General features: G+C 50.3%; 18 protein-coding genes. 7 read left to right on the plus strand and 11 right to left on the minus strand.

What is annotated here, in order from left to right; all coding sequences use genetic code 11:
- Window positions 1-24: 24 nt before the first annotated feature.
- The 4 genes from DFR47_RS17085 to DFR47_RS17100 form a co-directional block, all read right to left on the minus strand.
- Window positions 25-1,092: a Gfo/Idh/MocA family protein gene (locus tag DFR47_RS17085; RefSeq protein ID WP_113945625.1), complete on the minus strand. Its 1,068-nt coding sequence runs from the start codon at window positions 1,090-1,092 to the stop codon at window positions 25-27.
- Window positions 1,089-1,928, minus strand: a complete 840-nt coding sequence (locus DFR47_RS17090) for a carbohydrate ABC transporter permease (protein ID WP_113945626.1) — start codon at window positions 1,926-1,928, stop codon at window positions 1,089-1,091. The genes DFR47_RS17085 and DFR47_RS17090 overlap by 4 nt, the downstream gene beginning before the upstream one ends.
- A gap of 10 nt (window positions 1,929-1,938) precedes the next feature.
- The gene (locus DFR47_RS17095) at window positions 1,939-2,868 is read right to left on the minus strand and encodes a carbohydrate ABC transporter permease (protein WP_113945627.1); all 930 of its coding nucleotides are present in this window, start codon (window positions 2,866-2,868) and stop codon (window positions 1,939-1,941) included.
- A gap of 161 nt (window positions 2,869-3,029) precedes the next feature.
- Entirely contained in the window at window positions 3,030-4,244 is a 1,215-nt protein-coding gene (locus tag DFR47_RS17100) for an ABC transporter substrate-binding protein (RefSeq protein ID WP_374788328.1), read from the minus strand.
- Window positions 4,245-5,047: 803 nt separating this feature from the next.
- Between DFR47_RS17100 and DFR47_RS17105 the strand changes: the two genes are divergently transcribed.
- The gene (locus tag DFR47_RS17105) at window positions 5,048-5,926 is read left to right on the plus strand and encodes a glucosamine kinase nucleotide-binding domain-containing protein (protein ID WP_113945629.1); all 879 of its coding nucleotides are present in this window, start codon (window positions 5,048-5,050) and stop codon (window positions 5,924-5,926) included.
- Window positions 5,926-6,318, plus strand: a complete 393-nt coding sequence (locus DFR47_RS17110) for a pyrimidine dimer DNA glycosylase/endonuclease V (protein WP_113945630.1) — start codon at window positions 5,926-5,928, stop codon at window positions 6,316-6,318. Before DFR47_RS17105 ends, DFR47_RS17110 begins: the two co-directional genes overlap by 1 nt.
- 81 nt (window positions 6,319-6,399) lie before the next feature.
- On the opposite strand, the gene DFR47_RS17115 is transcribed toward DFR47_RS17110, so the two are convergent.
- On the minus strand, window positions 6,400-7,803 hold the full coding sequence (locus DFR47_RS17115; RefSeq protein WP_113945631.1) for an L-serine ammonia-lyase: 1,404 nt from the start codon (window positions 7,801-7,803) through the stop codon (window positions 6,400-6,402).
- Window positions 7,804-8,566: 763 nt separating this feature from the next.
- On the opposite strand from DFR47_RS17115, the gene DFR47_RS17120 reads away from it, so the two are divergent.
- Window positions 8,567-9,580: a heparan-alpha-glucosaminide N-acetyltransferase gene (locus DFR47_RS17120; protein WP_113945632.1), complete on the plus strand. Its 1,014-nt coding sequence runs from the start codon at window positions 8,567-8,569 to the stop codon at window positions 9,578-9,580.
- Between the two features lie 124 nt (window positions 9,581-9,704).
- Here DFR47_RS17120 and DFR47_RS17125 read toward each other — a convergent pair whose 3' ends face one another.
- Together DFR47_RS17125 and mgtE are read right to left on the minus strand one after the other, a co-directional pair.
- Window positions 9,705-10,091, minus strand: a complete 387-nt coding sequence (locus tag DFR47_RS17125) for a MerR family transcriptional regulator (protein ID WP_022711931.1) — start codon at window positions 10,089-10,091, stop codon at window positions 9,705-9,707.
- Between the two features lie 377 nt (window positions 10,092-10,468).
- Window positions 10,469-11,890 carry a magnesium transporter gene (mgtE, locus tag DFR47_RS17130; protein WP_113945633.1) on the minus strand — a complete coding sequence of 474 codons (1,422 nt, stop codon included), beginning with the start codon at window positions 11,888-11,890 and terminating at the stop codon, window positions 10,469-10,471.
- Between the two features lie 347 nt (window positions 11,891-12,237).
- On the opposite strand from mgtE, the gene DFR47_RS17135 reads away from it, so the two are divergent.
- Both DFR47_RS17135 and DFR47_RS17140 read left to right on the plus strand, forming a co-directional pair.
- Window positions 12,238-12,588 carry a hypothetical protein gene (locus DFR47_RS17135; RefSeq protein WP_113945634.1) on the plus strand — a complete coding sequence of 117 codons (351 nt, stop codon included), beginning with the start codon at window positions 12,238-12,240 and terminating at the stop codon, window positions 12,586-12,588.
- Window positions 12,589-12,936 (plus strand): VanZ family protein, encoded by a 348-nt coding sequence (locus DFR47_RS17140; RefSeq protein ID WP_113945635.1) that lies wholly within the window; start codon window positions 12,589-12,591, stop codon window positions 12,934-12,936.
- A gap of 127 nt (window positions 12,937-13,063) precedes the next feature.
- On the opposite strand, the gene DFR47_RS17145 is transcribed toward DFR47_RS17140, so the two are convergent.
- Entirely contained in the window at window positions 13,064-14,329 is a 1,266-nt protein-coding gene (locus tag DFR47_RS17145; protein WP_113945636.1) for a Glu/Leu/Phe/Val family dehydrogenase, read from the minus strand.
- Window positions 14,330-14,610: 281 nt separating this feature from the next.
- Window positions 14,611-14,817 carry a hypothetical protein gene (locus tag DFR47_RS22005; protein ID WP_113945637.1) on the minus strand — a complete coding sequence of 69 codons (207 nt, stop codon included), beginning with the start codon at window positions 14,815-14,817 and terminating at the stop codon, window positions 14,611-14,613.
- An 89-nt stretch (window positions 14,818-14,906) separates the two neighbouring features.
- Between DFR47_RS22005 and DFR47_RS17155 the strand changes: the two genes are divergently transcribed.
- Together DFR47_RS17155 and DFR47_RS17160 are read left to right on the plus strand one after the other, a co-directional pair.
- Window positions 14,907-15,764: an acyl-CoA thioesterase gene (locus DFR47_RS17155; protein ID WP_245416619.1), complete on the plus strand. Its 858-nt coding sequence runs from the start codon at window positions 14,907-14,909 to the stop codon at window positions 15,762-15,764.
- Window positions 15,765-16,083: 319 nt separating this feature from the next.
- Window positions 16,084-16,419 carry a Dabb family protein gene (locus DFR47_RS17160; protein ID WP_170137535.1) on the plus strand — a complete coding sequence of 112 codons (336 nt, stop codon included), beginning with the start codon at window positions 16,084-16,086 and terminating at the stop codon, window positions 16,417-16,419.
- Between the two features lie 46 nt (window positions 16,420-16,465).
- On the opposite strand, the gene DFR47_RS17165 is transcribed toward DFR47_RS17160, so the two are convergent.
- Window positions 16,466-17,638 carry an iron-containing alcohol dehydrogenase gene (locus DFR47_RS17165; protein WP_113945785.1) on the minus strand — a complete coding sequence of 391 codons (1,173 nt, stop codon included), beginning with the start codon at window positions 17,636-17,638 and terminating at the stop codon, window positions 16,466-16,468.
- A gap of 33 nt (window positions 17,639-17,671) precedes the next feature.
- The gene (locus DFR47_RS17170; protein ID WP_113945639.1) at window positions 17,672-19,057 is read right to left on the minus strand and encodes an aldehyde dehydrogenase family protein; all 1,386 of its coding nucleotides are present in this window, start codon (window positions 19,055-19,057) and stop codon (window positions 17,672-17,674) included.
- Window positions 19,058-19,201: the final 144 nt, after the last annotated feature.

Here is a 19,201-nt window from a genome sequence, read left to right on the forward strand (position 1 = left end):
ATGCACATAAGCAGGCAGGCAATATTATAGTTTCACAGCCAGACCTGTGCGCACGCTTTCATCTGCTGCAAGGCAAATGCGCAGAGACTGCACGGCATCATCCATATGGCGCGTCAGATCGATCTTTTCAGTAATCGCCTTCAGCATGAACGCCTGTTCGCGGTCGCACAGTTCCTGATGATCAGGCTCACCCTGCATCGAGAGCAATTCATCTTGTTTTTTGAATTTGCCCTCGGCATCGGTTGCGGCCTGATGCACACGAATGACAGATGTTTTGGTGTGGGTGTTAATGTCAGCGGAGCTTGCGCCCTCTTCCATAACAATCGAAACACAGCCCTTCGGCGAGATTACATCTTTCACGAAGAATGCCGTTTCCGACATCATCGGCCCCCAGCCTGCTTCGTACCAACCCACCGAGCCGTCCGCGAACAACACTTGCAGATGGCCGTAATTATACATGCCTTCCGCAACTTCATCAGAGAGCCGTACGCCCATGCCGCGTACTTCAACCGCTTTTGCATCGGTAATCTGGCACATAACATCCAGATAATGCACACCGCAATCGACAATCGGTGATGTGGTTTTCATCAGCTGTTTATGGGTCTGCCAATGCGCGCCACTGGACTGCTGGTTCAAATTCATACGGAAGACATAAGGCCCGCCGAGATTGCGTGCCTCTTCAATCAGACGCATCCATGACGGATGGTGACGAAGGATATAACCGATCACCAGCTGGCGGCCTGTCTCTTTGGCTTTTGCAACTACACGTTCCGCATCAGCCACAGTTGTCGCCAATGGCTTCTCAACAAAAACGTCACTGCCCGCTTCCATCGCCATAATCGCATAATCGGCATGACTATCCGAATAGGTCGCCACACAAACCAGATCAGGCTTAAGCTGCTGCAATGCGTCTTCATAAGAAGTCATCAGCGGATAAGAGCGCAGTTCTTCCGGCAGATTAATGCTCGAGCGATTGACCAGACCGACAATCTCGAAGCCCGGATTTTTATGATAGGCGAGCGCATGGCTCAGCCCCATATTGCCCAGACCTGCAACCATCACACGCAGTTTTTTTGCCCCGTTATTACTCATTTGACTGCTCCTGCGGTAATGCCGCGAATTAACTGACGGGAGAATATGAAATAGAGGATCAGCACCGGCAGAATTGCCAGCGACAGTGCGGCCAAAACCGCATTCCAGTTGGTTACATATTGCCCGATAAACATCTGTGCGCCGAGTGTTACGGTTTTGGTTTCCTCAGACGGCGCAAGGATCAGCGGGAACCAGAGATCATTCCAGATCGGGATCATCGTAAATACCGCAACTGTTGCCATAGCCGGACGTACCAGCGGCAGTACAAGGCGGAAGAAAATACGATATTCGCTCAGACCATCCATACGGCCGGCATCTTTGAGATCTTTCGACACCTGCCCCATAAATTCAGACAGGATGAAAATCGCCAGCGGCAGCCCCTGTGCTGTATAGACAAGGATCAGTGATGTCAGCGTATTCACCAGACCGCTGGCCACCATCAGTTCCAGAATAGAAACCGTGCCGAGACGGATCGGGATCATAATCCCCAGTGCCAGATACAGCCCCATCAGCGTATTGCCGCGGAAGCGATATTCCGACAGCGCGAAAGCGGCCATTGCTCCGAAAATCAGCACCAGTGCAATCGCCACTACGGTGACGATCATACTGTTCTGGAAATAGAGGAAGAAATTACCCTGCGTCATCACCGTCTGATAACCAATCAGACTGAATGTTTCCGAATTCGGCAATGACAAAGGCGAACGGAAGATTGCCGCCTTGGTCTTGAAGGAATTGATGATGATGATCACCACCGGAAACAGAGCGATCAGCGTATAGAGAATAAGGATCGCATGGGCGGCGATACTGCGTACCGGAGACTGGGTTGCGCGGCTCATATCATTATCCTCAGAACTGGTAGCGACGCAGACGTCGCTGAATGCCGAACAAATAGACACAGACGCCGATCAGAATGATGAAGAACATCAGCGAGGCGATCGTCGCACCCATATTCTTGTCACCAACCTGAAGCTGGAAGCCAAAGAAGGTGCGGAACATAAATGTGCCGAGAATGTCGGTGGAGTAATTCGGCCCTGCCAGCGCACCCTGCGCCGAATAAATCAGATCGAATGCGTTGAAATTGCCGACAAAGGTCAGAATGGAGATAATCCCGATGGACGGCAGGATCAGCGGCAGTTTGATCTTCCAAAACTGCGACGCGCCGGTAATCCCGTCGCACTCGGCAGCTTCAATAATCTCGTCAGGAATAGACAGCAGCGCCGCATAGATCAGCATCATCGGAATACCGATAAACTGCCAGACTGAAATCAGGCCAAGTGCTGTCAGCGCATATTCTTTCTGGCCGAGCCATGGTGCGAACAGGCTCTTCAGCCCCACCAGATCCAGCATATTCGGTGCCACGCCCCAAAGCGGTGACAGGATCAGCTTCCACACGAAACCGACGATCACAAAGGACAGAATGGTCGGAATAAAAATCGCCGAGCGGTAGAAAGCGGCAAAACGCAATTTCGGATGGCTGAGCAGCGCGGCAAGCAAAATACCGATCGGGTTCTGCACCACCATGTGGATAACAAAGAACCACATATTATTGCCCAGCGCGTTCCAGAAGCTCGCAGACCAGCGCTCATCACCGAGCAATGTGCGGAAATTATCCAGCCCGACAAAAAAGCTCTGCTGATTTTCCACGCGGAACAGCGACAATTGCATCGTTCCGAAAAGCGGCAGGATCATAATAGCCGTATAGACCAGCACCGCTGGTGCCAGAAAAACCGCTATATGCCAGCGGAAGGGCGGTTTGCTTGTCGAATTTCGCGCCATACCGGTCTAACGCTTTCAAAACGGGCACTTCCGGCAAAGCAGCAATATTTACACCGGAATATGCATCAAAAAACAATCGGATAAAAAAGCCACCCGCCTGCCCCTATCCGATCTGAAAAACAGACAGAAAAGGGGTTTCAGGCGAATGGCTTCAATTCATGTTACTTCGCAGGCTTGTACCAGCTGTCGAGGCCCTTCTGCAGCTTTTCGCCGGCCTGTTCAGGTGTCACTGTGCCATTGATAACATTGGCGGATTCAATCCAGGTTTCATTTTCCAGATTTGGTGTACCGCGTGAGAGGATCTGGTAGGTCGAACGGATGGTCGACTTACAATCCTTACGCCAGCCAACCATTTCCGCAGCCAGAGGATCTTCCAGCTTGATTTCGTTGGAAGACAGGCTGAAGAAGCCCGGCAGCGCATTCGCATAAATGGTTGCGAACTCATCCGATGCCACCCAGTTCAGGAATTTGGCAGCAGCTTCCGGATTTTTGGTCTTGGCATTCATGCCGATCCCCAGATCGTTGTGATCAGAGATATAGCAAGTGTCGCCGTCTTTACGCACCGGAGGCGGGAAAGCGCCCATTTTGAAATCAACCTGCGGGTTGAAAACGCTAATTTCCCATGAGCCGGTCGGATAGATTGCAGCACGGCCAAGGGTGAACAGGTTCTGGCTGTCCGGATAGGTCTGGGCTTCAAAGCCGTCGCCGAGATAATCTTTCCATTTTGCAAGGGTTTTGAAAGGATCAACCCAGTCTGCATCGGTCAGTTTCTGTGTACCGGCGATCAGAGCTTTGCGGCCTTCTTCACCCTTCCAGTAGGTCGGGCCGATATTCTGATAGCCCATTGTTGCGGCTTCCCAGAGATCCTTCGTGCCCATAGCCATCGGAATGTAATTGCCGTCGGCTTTGATCTTTTCCAGAGCCGCGAAGAATTCCTCTTCGGTCTTCGGAACGCTGACGCCTACTTTTTCAAAGGCATCTTTATTATAGATAAAGCCGTGAATAACCGAAGCAACCGGCACGCAGAATGCGGTTTTGCCATCGTCGGTCTGCCATGCGGATTTTGCCACATCGCTGAAGTTCTTCATGCCTTCCAGATCATTCAGGGAAGACAGCTGACCTTTGTCAAAGAGTGCCAGCGACTTGTCGAACGGACGGCAGGTAATGATGTCACCGGCAGTACCGGCATCGAGTTTCGCACCCAACGCCGCATCATATTCAGTCGGCGTTGAAGGGTTAAAGGTCACTTTGATGCCCGGATTGGCTGCTTCAAAAGCCGGAATGAGCTTTTCCTGCCAGATCGGCAGATCATCATTACGCCAGCTTTCGATGGTCAGTGTCACATCGGCAGCGGAAGCTGCAGAGACACCAGCCATAGCAGCAGCACCAAGTACACTTGATGCCAGCAATGCGGAACTGAAATTCTTAAAGTTCATTTTTCTCTCCCCGCGGCGCGCTCACATCCGGCGCGTCATGAAACGTGTTTGTTTCTGTTCTTAAAGCGGTTCCGGTTCATGCTGAAACATTGAAACCGCTCTATTTTTGTTTTGAACCACGCATCTTGTTCCGAAAACCGCTTCACACTTTTCGGTATGCGCTTTAGAACTCCGGTTTTCCGGATCATCATTCTGGTCTGCACCGCTGCCATTACCGGCACCGGTTTTCACACTCTTTTGCCTATTCAGACATAAGGACAGGAAATCATGTCCGGCAGCCTGTGAACAGAACCACTTATTGCGGTAAGAATAATTCCCGAAGTTCCCTCACGGCCGGACTGGTTCTATATTGGATAATAAACCAACCGGTCTCAGTTCCCCCTTAAGACCTCTTCTCCCGTCTGTTCTCCGATAGAGTAATGCGTAAATATCGTTTGCTGTCCAGCAAAAGCAAAGATTTTATCACCATTACTTGCATTCACGTGCAGTCGTCTTATTCAAACAGCAATATTGGTTCTATTTTTTTCGACCATATGGATCATCATAAAAGACCATTCTTGAATACCAATTCCCTGACTGGCATCGGACAGACATAATGCGACTCGCAAAATCACCCCGCTGGTTGTTCGTCAGGTTACCCGCGAAATTAAAACGATTTAAATAAGATTATACTTTGAATTGGCAATTTGTGTTACCTGCAATAAAAACGGCACCAGAAACGGACAAAGAATCGGGAGCATGATGTGGCGGATTATATTCTTGGCATAGATGGCGGCGGCACCGGCTGTCGTGCAGCGATTGCAGACACATCCGGTAAAGTTCTGGGGACAGGTCAGGCAGGCCCTGCCAATATCATGACCGATATGGATACATCTGTCGTCAATATTCTCGCTGCAACAGATGCTGCCCTTCTTGCTGCAGAGCTACCGGTACATGCCTATAGCCGTATTACCGCTTGTCTAGGTCTGGCTGGCGCCAATGTCTCCGGCGTTGCCGCACAATTGCAACAAGCCCTGCCCTTTGCGCAAAGCAGCGTCGTGTCTGACGGCATTATCGCCTTGCAAGGTGCTATCGGTGATGCAGACGGTGTGGTGGTTATCCTCGGTACCGGCTCTGTCTATATCTCCCGCAGCAATAATGCTGTCACGATGAAAGGCGGCTGGGGCTTCAAAGTCAGCGATCTTGGTGGCGGCGCCCGTCTTGGCCAGAAGCTGATTGAAGAATCCCTGCTGGCCTATGACGGCATTTATCAGCGCAGCCCGCTCAGCAATGCTTTGCTTGCGCATTTCAACGATGAGCCACATGCCATTGTGCGTTTTGCCCATGATGCCCGCCCGAATGATTTCGGACAATTTGCGCCGCTGGTGTTTGAATATGCCGCAATGAATGATCCGCTGGCTGACAAAATCCTCAAGCAATCGGTCGAGACGATTGAAGCAGCACTCGATGCTTCAATGTGTGATGATCAACCGGTGCTGTCACTGATCGGTGGTCTCGGCGCACTTTATGGCCCACGTCTTTCTGCCCGCTATCAGCCACGTCTACGCGCGCCGCAAGCCGACGCCCTGACCGGAGCCGTGGCACTGGCCGCAAAACTCTACGCTCAAACGGCACAATCCTGATGACCCGTATCAATTGCATACCACCACAGGAACTGACCGGTCCGCATCTGGTGGCAGAATATCGTGAGTTACCGCGTATCTTCACGCTGGCCCGTGCCGCTATTGAACGTGGTGAACAACCCGATGATCCGCGTAATCCGCGCAGCTATACACTTGGCAAAGGCCATGTGCGGTTTTTCTATCCGCGTCTGGGCTTTCTGGTAAAGCGTCAGCAGGCATTGATTGATGAAATGCTGCGGCGTGAATATCAACCGTCCTACCGCACCACGGAGCATTTGATTGAGAATATTCCGGCACAATGGTGCGCCGACTGGCAACCGGATGAAGCAGCAATCGCACTCAATAAAGCACGCATTGCCGAGCGCCTGAACAAACCGGATTCAAAAGATTAAAAGAATAGCGTATAGCATTGTATAAAAATAAAAAACTCCGCATTCATCATGCGGAGTTTTTTGTATTTCATAGAGATAAAATTAACACTCAACCACATTCACGGCCAGCCCGCCGAGACTGGTTTCCTTATAGCGCTCATTCATATCCACACCGGTTTGACGCATTGTTTCAATACAGGCATCAAGCGGCACAAAATGCGTACCATCGCCCTTCACGGCCAATGACGCACCGGTTACAGCTTTCACCGCACCAAGCGCATTACGCTCAATGCAAGGCACCTGCACCAGTCCGGCAATCGGATCACATGTCATACCCAGATGATGCTCCAACGCGATCTCTGCCGCATTTTCGATCTGCTCCGGCGTACCACCAAGCACAGCCGCAAGACCTGCCGCCGCCATAGCAGAAGCCGAACCGACCTCACCCTGACAACCAACCTCGGCGCCGGAGATCGACGCATTATGCTTGATAATACCGCCAACCGCAGATGAGGTCAGCAAAAAGTCGCGAATGCCCTTCTGGTCTGCATCATCATGGAAATGCAGGTAATAGCGCATGACGGCAGGAACAACACCGGCTGCACCATTGGTCGGCGCGGTCACAACGCGGCCACCGGCGGCGTTTTCCTCATTCACCGCCATCGCATAGACGGACAGCCAATCATTGGCCAGCAGCGGATTATGACGGTTCTGGCGCCATTCTTCATTCAGACGATCATGCAACTGCTTGGCACGGCGGCGCACATTCAATCCGCCCGGCATAATGCCTTCCTGTGTCAGCCCGCGCTCAATACAGCTGCGCATGGCATCCCAGATTTTATCCAGCCCCGCATCCAGCTCTTCACGGCTCATACGGGTTTCTTCATTAGCGCGCTTCATTTCCGCAATGGAAAGACCGCTCTTAACCGACATTTCCAGCATCTCTTTTGCCGAAGCAAAAGGATAAGGCACATTATTATCGACCGGAGGTTTGCCGCCGCTCACACGCGTAGCGTTCAGCTCTTCTTCCGTGACAATAAAGCCGCCGCCGATAGAATAATAAACGCGGCGCAGCAGAACGCGGTCGTCACGATCCAGCGCTTCAAACGCCAGACCATTGGCATGACCCGGCAAGGCCACTTTACGATCCATCACCAGATCGGCTTTCGGATCAAAATCATAAGCCGGATGTCCGGTCGGGCGAATTTTATGCTCTTCATTCACCTTGGCCAGCAGAGCATCCATTTTGTCCGGATCGATATTGGCCGGTAAATATCCGCAAAGGCCGAGAATAACCGCACGGTCGGTTGCATGACCGATGCCGGTAAATGCCAGTGAGCCATGCAAATAGGCTTTGATCCGCGTGACTTTCGCATTATGCGGACGCGGCCACTGGCCGTCTTTCAATTCTTTAAGAAACTGATGCCCTGCCGTCATCGGTCCCATTGTATGAGAACTCGACGGCCCGATGCCAATTTTAAACAGGTCAAAAACTGACAGGAACATAGAAGATTACCGCTCTTTCATTTTTTTGAAAGTGCAGGCAAATCACCGCCTGCAAACTCCCTCATCTCAAGCCTTATATAACCCGTTATGCGGTTCTGTAAAACCGGATCAGATCAGTGTCTCACTTAATATGGTTGTATCATGCGCAAAATACACCACAAACCAGCAAGAAAACGACAAAGCTGCGATAAAAACTTTGTCATATCACAATAAAAAATCACCGGGCTGATAAGCACCGGTGATTTAAACGCTCTGAAATTTCTTTGAATATCCGTGATTATACGGAGAACAAATAGGTCAACAAAATTACAGCGGCCAATCCAACAACTGCCCAAAGGGTTACCCCCCAGCAGGACTTCTGAACTGTTTCATCCATGGAATATTTTACTCGTTTCCGGTATTTCATTCATGAGAACATGCACCGCACTATTGCTATGCCTGTCTGAGATTTATACTCCAAAGCCCTGTCACAAGCAATCTGCAATTGCGTCAAAACCATGACATAGCAGCTATGCAAATTTACCATAATAGAAAAACATTTTATTTATCAATATATTAAATCAATTTTCTCAAGCTGCCATATTTACCATTCCGGCAAAACTCTGTCAGAACCCCGCATAATAACCACGTATAAACGCCTTTTACGATCCGTTATCCAGCCAGAAACCCTTCCGAAACAGACAAGAGCATCTCAGCTTGTCATCCGACACAAACTCATTGTAGCTATAGCAACCAAGCCACAACACTCTGCTGAAAGTCTACAATGAATCCGGCCAGCACTGCCCTTAACGCTGAAACACCGATGAAATCCGGCACACGTCTCGGACGTTTGGACATTGCCCGCGGGGTGGCGCTGATTGCCATGGCAATCTATCACTTCGGCTGGGATCTCGAGTTTTTCGGCTATCTGGCACAAGGCAGCGCCAGTCAGGGCTGGTGGCGTATTTTTGCCCGCTGCATCGCCTCCAGCTTTCTGTTTCTGGTCGGGTTCAGCCTGGTACTTGCCCATGCACGAGCCATCCGCTGGAAACCCTTTATGATACGGCTGGCGCAAGTGGTGCTTGCTGCCGCTGCTATCAGTCTGCTGACATGGTTCTTCATGCCGCAGGGGTTCATCTTTTTCGGTATTCTCCATCAGATTGCTCTGGCAAGTCTGCTCGGCCTGTTATTCTTACGTAGCCCCGTATGGCTGACCATTCTGCTTGCTGCTGCAATCATTGCCACGCCGGTTTATTATCGCGCTGAATTCTTCAACCATCCGGCACTATGGTGGGTCGGGCTCTCCAGCATCAATCCGATTTCCAATGATTATGTGCCGCTGTTTCCGTGGTTCGGGGCTGTGCTTCTCGGCATTGCAAGTGCCCGCATCATGCAGGCAACAGGCCTCCTGCGTCTGCTGCAAGGCGGCATCAAACCACAATGGCTTGAGCGCCTGCTCACCTTTATCGGTCGCCATAGCCTGATTTTCTATCTGGTACACCAGCCGGTTCTGATCGGACTGCTCTACGGCTTTTCAGCAATCCTCCCGCCATCACCGGCACTTCAGGCAGCCAATTTTGTCAATCAATGCACAGTTCAGTGCAGCGCCAATGGGGATGAGCAGCTTTGCAGGGTGTATTGCAGCTGTATGCTGGAGACGATTGAGGCGAATAATCTCTCAAACTTACTGAGAAGCCCCGCTGCGACAGACGAAGAACGGCAGAAACTCAGTGCTTTTTCCGCGCAATGCGTGATTACAGCGGTTCCAGTTAAGACTGAATCGTTGGAACCGCTGTAACTATTTGTTTTTACGCATTATCCGACGCAAAACCGGTTCCCACTTTTGCTGGAAATGCTATAAAACGCAAGAAGGGCAGCCCGTTCAATAAGAACAAACTGCCCTTCCAAGCGAAGTTTCATTATCAGGTGCGGACACCAAGCTCAGCCATACGGCCAATGCAGGCTTCTTCCACCTGATCCAGTTCGCTGAGTGTTTCATCAATATCACGGCGTTTCTGGCGCAAATCCTCGCGCTTTTCTTCCACGCGCTTGATCAGCAGACGCAGCTGACCGGCCTCGCCCGGCGGCTCGCGATACATCTGAATAATTTCGTGAATTTCCGCGATGGAAAAACCAAGCCGTTTACCGCGCATAATCTGTTTAAGCAAATGCCGGTCAGACGGGCGGAACAAGCGTGTCCGACCACGGCGCAGAGGATGAATTAACCCCTCATCCTCATAAAAGCGCAGAGTTCGTGTGGAAATCCCAAACTCCCTCGTCAGCTCCGTAATCGAATAATATTCACGCATTTAGTCCACCAATTCGTTTTATTCTCTTTTGTGACACCGCATTTACGTAAAAGTCAATATTTCATTCGTAAATGCGATTATTCACAAACCGTCATTTCCTGCAAAATCTCATCTTCGCTCTTGAAAACGACGATACTCATGCACCTTGTTTCGCCCGAATGACAGCAATTATCTGCACTTTGAGCAAAAACAATATTCATATGTAATAATAATAATTACGCAACAAAAAATCTCATAAGGCGTGTATGGCGTAATTTTATAGCATTTGCGAGCCCAAAGTGGGAACCGATTTTGCGTCGGATAATGCGTAAAAACAAATAATTACAGCGGTTCCAACGATTCAGTCTTAACTGGAACCGCTGTAAATCACGAATATTTTAGCTGAACGAAAATCCGAACCACCAGGTCGCAAGCCCGAGAAAGGCAAAGAACCCGATCACATCGGTGACTGTGGTTACAAAAACCGCCGAAGCAATGGCCGGATCGGCACCCAGACGATGCAGTAAAAGCGGAATGAGAATACCGCCCAATGCAGCAGCCAGCATATTGATGATCATTGCACTGCCGATAATGCCGCCAAGCTGCGCATTATCAAACCAGAAACCGGCAACCGCGCCGATCATAACGGCAAACATCATACCATTGAGCAGACCGATCAGGGCTTCACGGCGGATAACACGTGCAGCATTGTGAATATCAATATTACGGGTCGCGATAGCACGCACCGTCACTGTCATAGTCTGCGTTGCCGCATTACCACCCATAGAGGCAACGATCGGCATCAGCACAGCCAGTGCCACCATTTGCTGAATTGTGCCGTCGAACAGGCCAATCACGGAAGCTGAGAGAAACGCCGTAAACAGATTGACGAACAGCCAAGGTGAGCGTGAACGGGCAATTGTCATAAAGCTGTCGGACAATTCTTCATCGCCCACACCGCCGAGGCGCATAATGTCCTCTTCGGCCTCTTCCTGAATAACGTCCACCACATCGTCAATGGTCAGCACGCCGACAAGACGCTCATTCTCATCGAGAACAGCGGTGGAGAGCAGGTTATATTGCTCGAAAATCTGCGCAGCTTCTTCCTGATCCATCGTCGCAGGAATAGCATGGCGTGCTTCAACCATCAGATCTTCCACCCGTACAACACGCTGCACGCGCAACAGGCGATCAAGATCAATCGTACCAAGCAGATGAAATGCCGGATCAATCACAAAAACCTGCGAGAAACGATCCGGCAGATCATTATCCTCACGCATATAGTCAATCGTCTGACCAATCGTCCAGAACGGCGGCACAGCGACAAATTCCGTCTGCATACGGCGCCCTGCACTGTCTTCCGGATATTCCAGCGCGCGGCGCAAGCGGATACGCTCGGTAAATGGCAGCTTGGCCAGAATTTCATCCTGATCCTGCTGATCCATATCCTCAAGAATATAAACCGCATCATCGGAATCCAGTTCCTGCACACCCTCGGCAATCTGCTCGTTGGGCATGGCATCCACGATCTCAAGACGGATCGCTTCATCAACTTCGGTCAGCGCCTCAAAGTCAAACTCATCACCGAGCAGCTCCACCAGAGACTGACGCTCAGTGCCGTCAAGGGCTTCGAGCAGATGCCCGAGCTCGGATGAATGGAGATCGCGAACTTCCTCACGCACACTATCAGCATCGCGGGCGTCAAGCGCCTCCTCGATACGGGTAACCAGTGCTTCACTGACAGAACCGTCCTCATCATACACATCCTCGCGAATGTGTTTTTCTGAATCGATGTTTTGGGACGGGTCAATGTGCTGCATGAGAACCGTTTCAGTATGAGAGTAAAAAATCAGCAAAAAATAACGCTATGCGAAAAACAGCATCTACCAAAATTTTATATCGGTATTGTGTCTTTTAAAAATGCGGTCGCGCATTGTGTTCTCTATAAAAAAACACCTCTCTTACGGCAAGCAATTTCCTCTGCTCCCTCCATCGTAAAAATGTCACGCTTTCACTTTACTGAACCCGCGAGCCTGATCAGCTTTGTTGAAGATCATATTCGCAAATGCTAAATAGCCTTATTTCCCTCGACAATGTCTAGCAGTCGACGCATCCTTCATGCTAGAGCGCCAATAAAGGCACTTTTAACCGCACAGACAGGTTTCCGATGAGAAAAACAGTCATTGCATTGATTGCTACCTGCGGCGTCCTCACTGTGACGGCAGCGGGTACTTATTTTTATACAATGTCTGCCGGTCAAAACTCGCTGAAACAACTGGCGCAGGATGGCGGTTTCTGCAAACAGGCAGATTGTGCAGACGGCATCGACTACGCCAAATCCTATCTCTCAAATGAATTCGGTATTTCCCAGCGAGGTGTGCAATGGTGCATGGGCGTTGATGATATTGCCAACCGCGATTTTATTCTCGGTGAGAGTGTCAAAACGCTGTTTACTGAAATGCTGTATTTGCCATGCAATCAGGATGACAGTCAGCAACTGCCGACTGATGAGGAATAAATGCGTCGCTTTCCTGTTTTACCCGTTCTGGCCTGGTTGATGCTGGCAGCATTGCTTGCAGTCACAATCAGCCCGATTAATTTCCGTCCGCATATTCCGGGTCATGTCACGGCTGAGCGCTTTATAATGCTGATGGTCATCGGCCTGCTGTTCTGTCTGGCCTATCCGAAACGCTGGGCACTGGTTCTCATCATGCTGATCTCTGCCGCCGGATTGTTCGAACTGATGCAGCGCCTGACACCGGACAGACATGGCGAATTATCAGATTTTCTCGTCAAATCAGCAGGCGCAACTGCCGGAGTCATTTTCGGAAAAATCATTCTTTTCTGGAAAAATTCTTTAAAATAATCAATAAGATATTTTACTTACTTCACAAAATGATAAAGGCCGGTTTTCACCGGCCTTTTTGATATAGTCTTTCAGGTGACAAAGTCAGCCGTTGCCATTGCAGGCGACAAAGTCAGCCGTTGCCCTTTCAGGCAACAAAATCACTTTGCGTACCATGCGCTTCAATCGCCTGTGAAAGACGCAACAGCGCATGAACATAGGCAGCAGTACGCATAGTAACGCCTTTTTCCTTTGCTACATTCCAGATGGCGCGACCTTCCCGCTCCATAATTGCACGCAAGCGTGTATGGATTTCTTCCAGCTCCCAATAGAAGCACTGGCGGTTCTGCACCCATTCAAAATAAGACACTGTCACACCACCGGCATTGGCAAGAATGTCCGGCAGGATGATAACACCCATTTTTTCCAGAATAGCATCAGCTTCCGGCGTGACCGGACCATTTGCCAGCTCAAGGATCAGTTTGGCTTTGACTGTCCCTGCATTGCGTGCATGGATCATGTCTTCCATCGCCGCAGGCACCAGCACATCGCACTGTACGCCAACCAGATCAGCCGCCGCCAATGCCTCATGACCACCATGACCGACAGTCGCCAGGACTGAGCGACCATTCTGCTTTGCCGTGATCAGCGCAGCAATATCCAGACCGGAAGCGCAATAAACAGCACCTTCAGAATCCGACACGGCTACAATTTTATGGCCATCACTGGTCATGAGTTTAGCCATATGCTGTCCGGCATTACCAAAGCCCTGAATAGCCACATGCAGCTCTTCACTCAGGCCAAGATCGCTCGCCAGATGGCGCACAAGATAGAAACCACCGCGCGCAGTCGCATCATCGCGACCGAGCGAACCACCGAGCGAAATCGGTTTGCCTGTAATCACCGCCGGTGAAGACTGACCAACCATCTGCGAATATTCATCGGCCATCCAGCCCATAATCATCGAATTGGTATAAACATCCGGTGCAGGAATATCGCGGTCGGGCCCCAGAATACGGGCAAAAGCCTGAATATAGGCGCGCGAAAGCCGCTCCAATTCTGCCTTAGACAGTTTCCGCGGATCAACCTGAATAGCGCCTTTACCGCCGCCATAAGGCAGGTTCATCACCGCACATTTGAATGTCATCCAGAAAGCCAGTGTTTCGACTTCTTCTGCTGTTGAATCCGGATGAAAACGGATACCGCCTTTTGTCGGCCCGCGTGTGTCATCATAACGGCAGCGCCATGCAATGAAGGATTTACGTGAGCCGTCATCCATACGGATCATCAATCGCACCTTGGTAGTCTCTCGGGCAAATTTCAGTTTTTCGATAACGTCCGCGTCAATGTCCAGATGGCTGGCAGCTTCATCTAAACGTACGAGTGCATTTTCGAGAGGATTATCCTGCGACATCGAAATTTCCCTTTCTTGCGATTGCAGCATGAAAAATTACATTTTGAATAACTTTTGATGACGCTTCGCGCAATAAAAATATGGCAGTCATACTGACATTATGACAATTCAGCATAAGGTCAGACCGTTTATCTATGAATTATGCGACATGTCTTGGCGCGTGAATGCATATTAGAACAATATTTTTGTATCAAAGCGCAGTTTGGTCATTGCAATCCGCTTGATTCGCAAAAACAGCTGCAAACAGCAGTCCGGCAGATATGCTTTTTGCGCATCACCAATCACTTTTGACAGTGCTCGGTTGTTTCCGTCGGCACCACAGCGAAATTAAAGCCAAGAGGGAATGCGGAATAACGCTCGGTCACATTTTTCATTCCGTAACAAAGATCAATTGCTGCTTGAAAAACAAAAGCATGCGGTTCTTGTCTCATATGGCAGATCATAAACCGGCCTGACGATCCCTGCAGCAAACCTTGTGCAATCGTCATAAGCACCGTAAAAGCGCGGCATATAGTGTTTAAATACCAGATAAGAACATGCCTCCCGCAACCCGGCGAAGGCATGCAAGGACAAATCCATGACAACGCCCCTCAATGATGACCAGAATATGCTAGCATCAGATGATGTGATTTATGGTCAGGATGTACCTCTGATTTCGCGTCTCGTAACGGTTGTTTTTCCCGGCGACACCAATCATCACGGCACATTATTCGGTGGCGCAGGCTTCGCTTTGATGGATCGCATTGCCTTTATCTCAGCAACCCGTCACGGCCGCGTTCCTTTTGTTACCGCGTCCTGCGAGCGCATTGATTACACCGCACCTGTTAAACTCGGACAGATTGTAGAACTCACTGCCAAGGTCATCCGTGTTGGCCGCACCTCACTCTCCGTTGAAGTAGAGCTGGTGGCCGAGAACATGATCGGCGGCGAACGTGTGCTTTGCACGCGCGGCCTGTTCCATATGGTTGCCAAAACCGAGCTGACAAAAGACAAATCATGGAGCCTGCCGCCTCTGCCGCAAGCAGCTGTTGCCGAAATACTCGATGATCAGCCAACTTTGCTGCGCATGTCCGATGTCGTCTTTGCCGATCAGGCCAATTCCTATGGCACAATGTTCGGTGGCGTAGCCATGGCTGCGATGAGCAAAAGCGCTTTCATCGCTGCAACACGCTATTGCCGCCTGCCAACCGTTCTCGCTTCATCGCGCAAGATGGATTTTAAATATCCGGTACGTGTTGGGTCTATTCTTGAACTGGTCTCCAAGGTCATCAAGTCCGGCCGCAGTTCCGTGGTTGTTTCAACCGAACTCTGGTCTGAAGATATGATGAGCGGTGAGCGTTTGATGACTGCCAAAGGTGAGTTCACTATGGTTGCCGTTGATGAAAACGGTCATCCTGTTCCTGTACTAGCAGAAGATGGCGCACGGGAAGCATAAGCTCTTTTGACAATCAAAAGAGCCTCCTCATCTAAAAGCATTGACAAAATTTACTTTTAAGCGAAATTAAATATATAAATAATTTCAATAGTTTCTAACACCTATACACTCAACATCACAAAACAATAAAATATATTGCAACACATTAAATTAATATTTCAATGAGTTTATCATGCGAGTATTTATAGCTCTTATTACATTTTTTACGCTCATCACCAGTATGTCTATTATGAATAGCCAAGCGCAAAATTTAATCAGCCCAACGCACTCTGCAGAGTTTACCGCGCCGGATTTTAAAACCGGCATAATTCAGCATATTGTGCTTTTTCGCTATAAGCCTGAGGTTGGTGGTGAACAGCGCAAAGAGGTTTTCGACCGGTTTTTGCAACTCAAAGATAAAGCCAAGCGTGACGGCAAGCCTTATATTGTTTCCATAAAGGCCGGTGCGCAGAATATGAGCCTTGAAGGTGCAGGACAAAATTTTGATCAGGCATTCATCGTAGAGTTCCGATCAGAAGGTGACCGTAATTACTATGTCGGCACTCCGGCAGTCACGGATCCAGCCCTTTATGATCCGGAACATCAGAAGTTTAAAGAATTTGTCGGCCCGTTTCTTACAGAACATGGTGCCCTCGTCTACGACTTCCCGTCATAATAGCAAAAGGGCAAAACAGCATGTTTTGCCCTTTCTCATCATACGCTCAGGCTGTACCTTTAAGTGCCTGATCAAGCAGCTTTAAAGCGCCTTCTTTCGTCAGTTCCACCGGATTGCCACCTGCGGTCGGATCGACAATCGCCATTTCCGCGATCATATCCTTGCGGGCATCGTCCATCTCCAGACCTTTGATAAATTCCGGCAGACTATCCGGCACGTTCAGCTCTTTGCGCAGTTTCATCACTGCCGCAACAAAGCCGTCAAATCCTCCTGCGATGCCTAGATAATCAGCCAAACGATTAATACGGGTTTCAATGGCTGCACGATTAAACGCAAGCACATAAGGCATAAATACCGCATTGGTCATGCCATGATGCGTATCATAAAGCGCGCCGATCGGATGCGACAACGAGTGGATCGCGCCAAGCCCTTTCTGGAAGGCTGTAGCGCCCATAGCCGCTGCGGCCATCATATTGGCACGCGCTGTAATATCCTGCCCGTTTGCATAGGCTTTTGGCAGGTTTTCAAACACCAGCCGGATGCCTTCCAGCGCGATACCATCTGCCATCGGGTGATAACCGGGTGCGCAATAGGCTTCTAAACAATGCGCCAATGCATCGAGGCCGGTGCCCGCTGTAATAAACGGCGGCATACCGGTGGAAAGCTCCGGATCGGCAATCACCGTGACCGGCAGCATTTTCGGATGGAAAATCACCTTCTTGGTATGTGTTGCCTCATTGGTCAGCACACCGGCGCGACCAACTTCCGAGCCGGTCCCCGCCGTTGTCGGCACGGCAATCACCGGTGCAATCACGGCGCTGTCTGCACGTGTCCACCAGTCACCAATATCTTCAAAATCCCAGACCGGACGCGTCTGCTTGGCCTGAAACGCAATCAGCTTGCCAAGATCAAGTGCCGAACCGCCACCAAAGGCGATCACCCCATCATGATGGCCATCATTGAAGACTTTAACACCGGCGGTCAGATTGCTCTCCACCGGATTTGGCTTCACTTCCGTGAAAGTCCCGTATTTCACCCCCGCCTGATCCAGCACTGCCAGAGTGGATGCCACAACCGGCAGCTTCGCCAAACCCGGATCGGTAACGAACAGCGGATTGCTGATACCTGCAGCTTTCAGCACTGCAGGCAATTCTTTAATACGACCAGCGCCGAACAGCACAGTGGTCGGGAAATTCCATTTTGAGGTCAATGTTGTCATTACACTTACTTTCACATCAAAATTCAAAAGCGATCAGATTTTTTCACGCAGGTGATAGGATTTCGGACGGGTGAGATTGCCATAACCGATCGACGAGAGCGAAGCGCCCTTGCCCGTATCTTTAACGCCGGTCCAGACCAGGCCCGGATCGATATAATCACAGCGGTTCATAAACACTGTGCCGGTTTCGATCTGATCGGCAATATTGGCTGCGCGATCTGTATCCGGTGTCCAGAGCGATGCTGTGAGGCCAAAATTGCTGTCATTCATCAGCGCCACAGCTTCTTCATCGCTGCGCACTTTCATAATGCCGACAATCGGTCCAAAGCTTTCCTCGCGCATAACACTCATCTGATGATCGACATTGGTCAGTACTTCCGGTGCCAGATAAGGTGAACCGGCACGGTCATTTTCAACGCTCATATTAATATGAGCTTTTGCGCCTTTACGCAGCGCTTCCGCTTTCTGCTCGCGGATCAGGTCAGCGAAACGCGCATGTGCCATTGGTCCCAGCGTCGAGGATGCATCCAGCGGATTACCAACGACATATTGGCTGGTCAGATCAACAAAACCATCGACGAATTTGTCATAGACCGCCTCATGAACATAGATGCGCTCAATACCGCAGCAGCACTGACCGGAATTGAAAAAGGCACCATCCACGAGATTAGCAACGGCATGCTCAACATTAACATCGGGCAACACATAGGCCGGATCTTTACCGCCGAGTTCCAGCCCCACAGTCATGAATGTACCGGCAGCAGCTTTTTCAATCGCACGGCCACCACCAACCGAGCCGGTGAAATTCACATGATCAACAGTACCGGAAGCGAGCAGCGCTTCTGTTGTGGCATGACCAAGCATGACATTGCTGAAAACACCTTTCGGCAAACCAGCAATCTCAAATGCTTTGGCAAAACGCTCACCGGCAAGCAGTGTCTGTGTGGCATGTTTGAGGATCACCACATTACCGGCCATCAGCGCCGGAATAATCGTATTCACCGCAGTGAGATATGGGTAATTCCACGGCGCAATCACCATCACCACACCAAGCGGCACATGCTTCACATAGCGGCGGAAACCGTCCTTTTCTTCCGGCACCAGAGGCTTGAGCGCCTCTTCCGCAATATTGATCATATATTGGCCGCGCTCCTGCACACCGCCATTTTCTCCGCCATAGCGTACCGGACGCCCCATCTGCCAAGCGATTTCCGGCACCAGTTCATCATTCATTGCGGCCAGAGCAGCAAGTGCCGCAGAGCAATAGCTTGCACGTTCAGCAATAGTCAGTGCCGCCCAGCCGGTCTGTGCCTGCCTCGCATTGGAAACAACAGCCTGTGCTTGAGCCAGATCAAGACAGGCCCGTTCCGCATAAACGGAACCGTCAATCGGAGAAATCAGTCTCGCCACTTCGCTCATGGCTTCATTCCTTTATAAACTTGATGTGTGTTTGAATCAAAAAGCTGCAGGCCGTGGCGAAAATAGCGATTTCGAGAACCGGAACGCAGCGTACATTTTAGTACGTGAGGCGCGGCAAGCACAGAAATTGCTATTTGCAGACCG

It is taken from the genome of Pseudochrobactrum asaccharolyticum (genome assembly GCF_003314995.1).
Lineage (GTDB): Bacteria > Pseudomonadota > Alphaproteobacteria > Rhizobiales > Rhizobiaceae > Pseudochrobactrum > Pseudochrobactrum asaccharolyticum.

Bases quoted from the DNA above. Each gene is read 5' to 3' on its own strand.
- DFR47_RS17125 (WP_022711931.1), bottom strand. From the start codon at position 10,091: ATGCGTGAATATTATTCGATTACGGAGCTGACGAGGGAGTTTGGGATT.
- DFR47_RS17085 (WP_113945625.1), bottom strand. From the start codon at position 1,092: ATGAGTAATAACGGGGCAAAAAAACTGCGTGTGATGGTTGCAGGTCTG.
- DFR47_RS17095 (WP_113945627.1), bottom strand. From the start codon at position 2,868: ATGGCGCGAAATTCGACAAGCAAACCGCCCTTCCGCTGGCATATAGCG.
- mgtE (WP_113945633.1), bottom strand. From the start codon at position 11,890: ATGCAGCACATTGACCCGTCCCAAAACATCGATTCAGAAAAACACATT.
- DFR47_RS17115 (WP_113945631.1), bottom strand. From the start codon at position 7,803: ATGTTCCTGTCAGTTTTTGACCTGTTTAAAATTGGCATCGGGCCGTCG.
- DFR47_RS17170 (WP_113945639.1), bottom strand. From the start codon at position 19,057: ATGAGCGAAGTGGCGAGACTGATTTCTCCGATTGACGGTTCCGTTTAT.
- DFR47_RS17165 (WP_113945785.1), bottom strand. From the start codon at position 17,638: ATGACAACATTGACCTCAAAATGGAATTTCCCGACCACTGTGCTGTTC.
- DFR47_RS17100 (WP_374788328.1), bottom strand. From the start codon at position 4,244: ATGGCTGGTGTCTCTGCAGCTTCCGCTGCCGATGTGACACTGACCATC.
- DFR47_RS17090 (WP_113945626.1), bottom strand. From the start codon at position 1,928: ATGAGCCGCGCAACCCAGTCTCCGGTACGCAGTATCGCCGCCCATGCG.
- DFR47_RS17140 (WP_113945635.1), top strand. From the start codon at position 12,589: ATGCGTCGCTTTCCTGTTTTACCCGTTCTGGCCTGGTTGATGCTGGCA.
- DFR47_RS17110 (WP_113945630.1), top strand. From the start codon at position 5,926: ATGACCCGTATCAATTGCATACCACCACAGGAACTGACCGGTCCGCAT.
- DFR47_RS17120 (WP_113945632.1), top strand. From the start codon at position 8,567: ATGAATCCGGCCAGCACTGCCCTTAACGCTGAAACACCGATGAAATCC.
- DFR47_RS17145 (WP_113945636.1), bottom strand. From the start codon at position 14,329: ATGTCGCAGGATAATCCTCTCGAAAATGCACTCGTACGTTTAGATGAA.
- DFR47_RS17155 (WP_245416619.1), top strand. From the start codon at position 14,907: ATGACAACGCCCCTCAATGATGACCAGAATATGCTAGCATCAGATGAT.
- DFR47_RS17135 (WP_113945634.1), top strand. From the start codon at position 12,238: ATGAGAAAAACAGTCATTGCATTGATTGCTACCTGCGGCGTCCTCACT.
- DFR47_RS22005 (WP_113945637.1), bottom strand. From the start codon at position 14,817: ATGACGATTGCACAAGGTTTGCTGCAGGGATCGTCAGGCCGGTTTATG.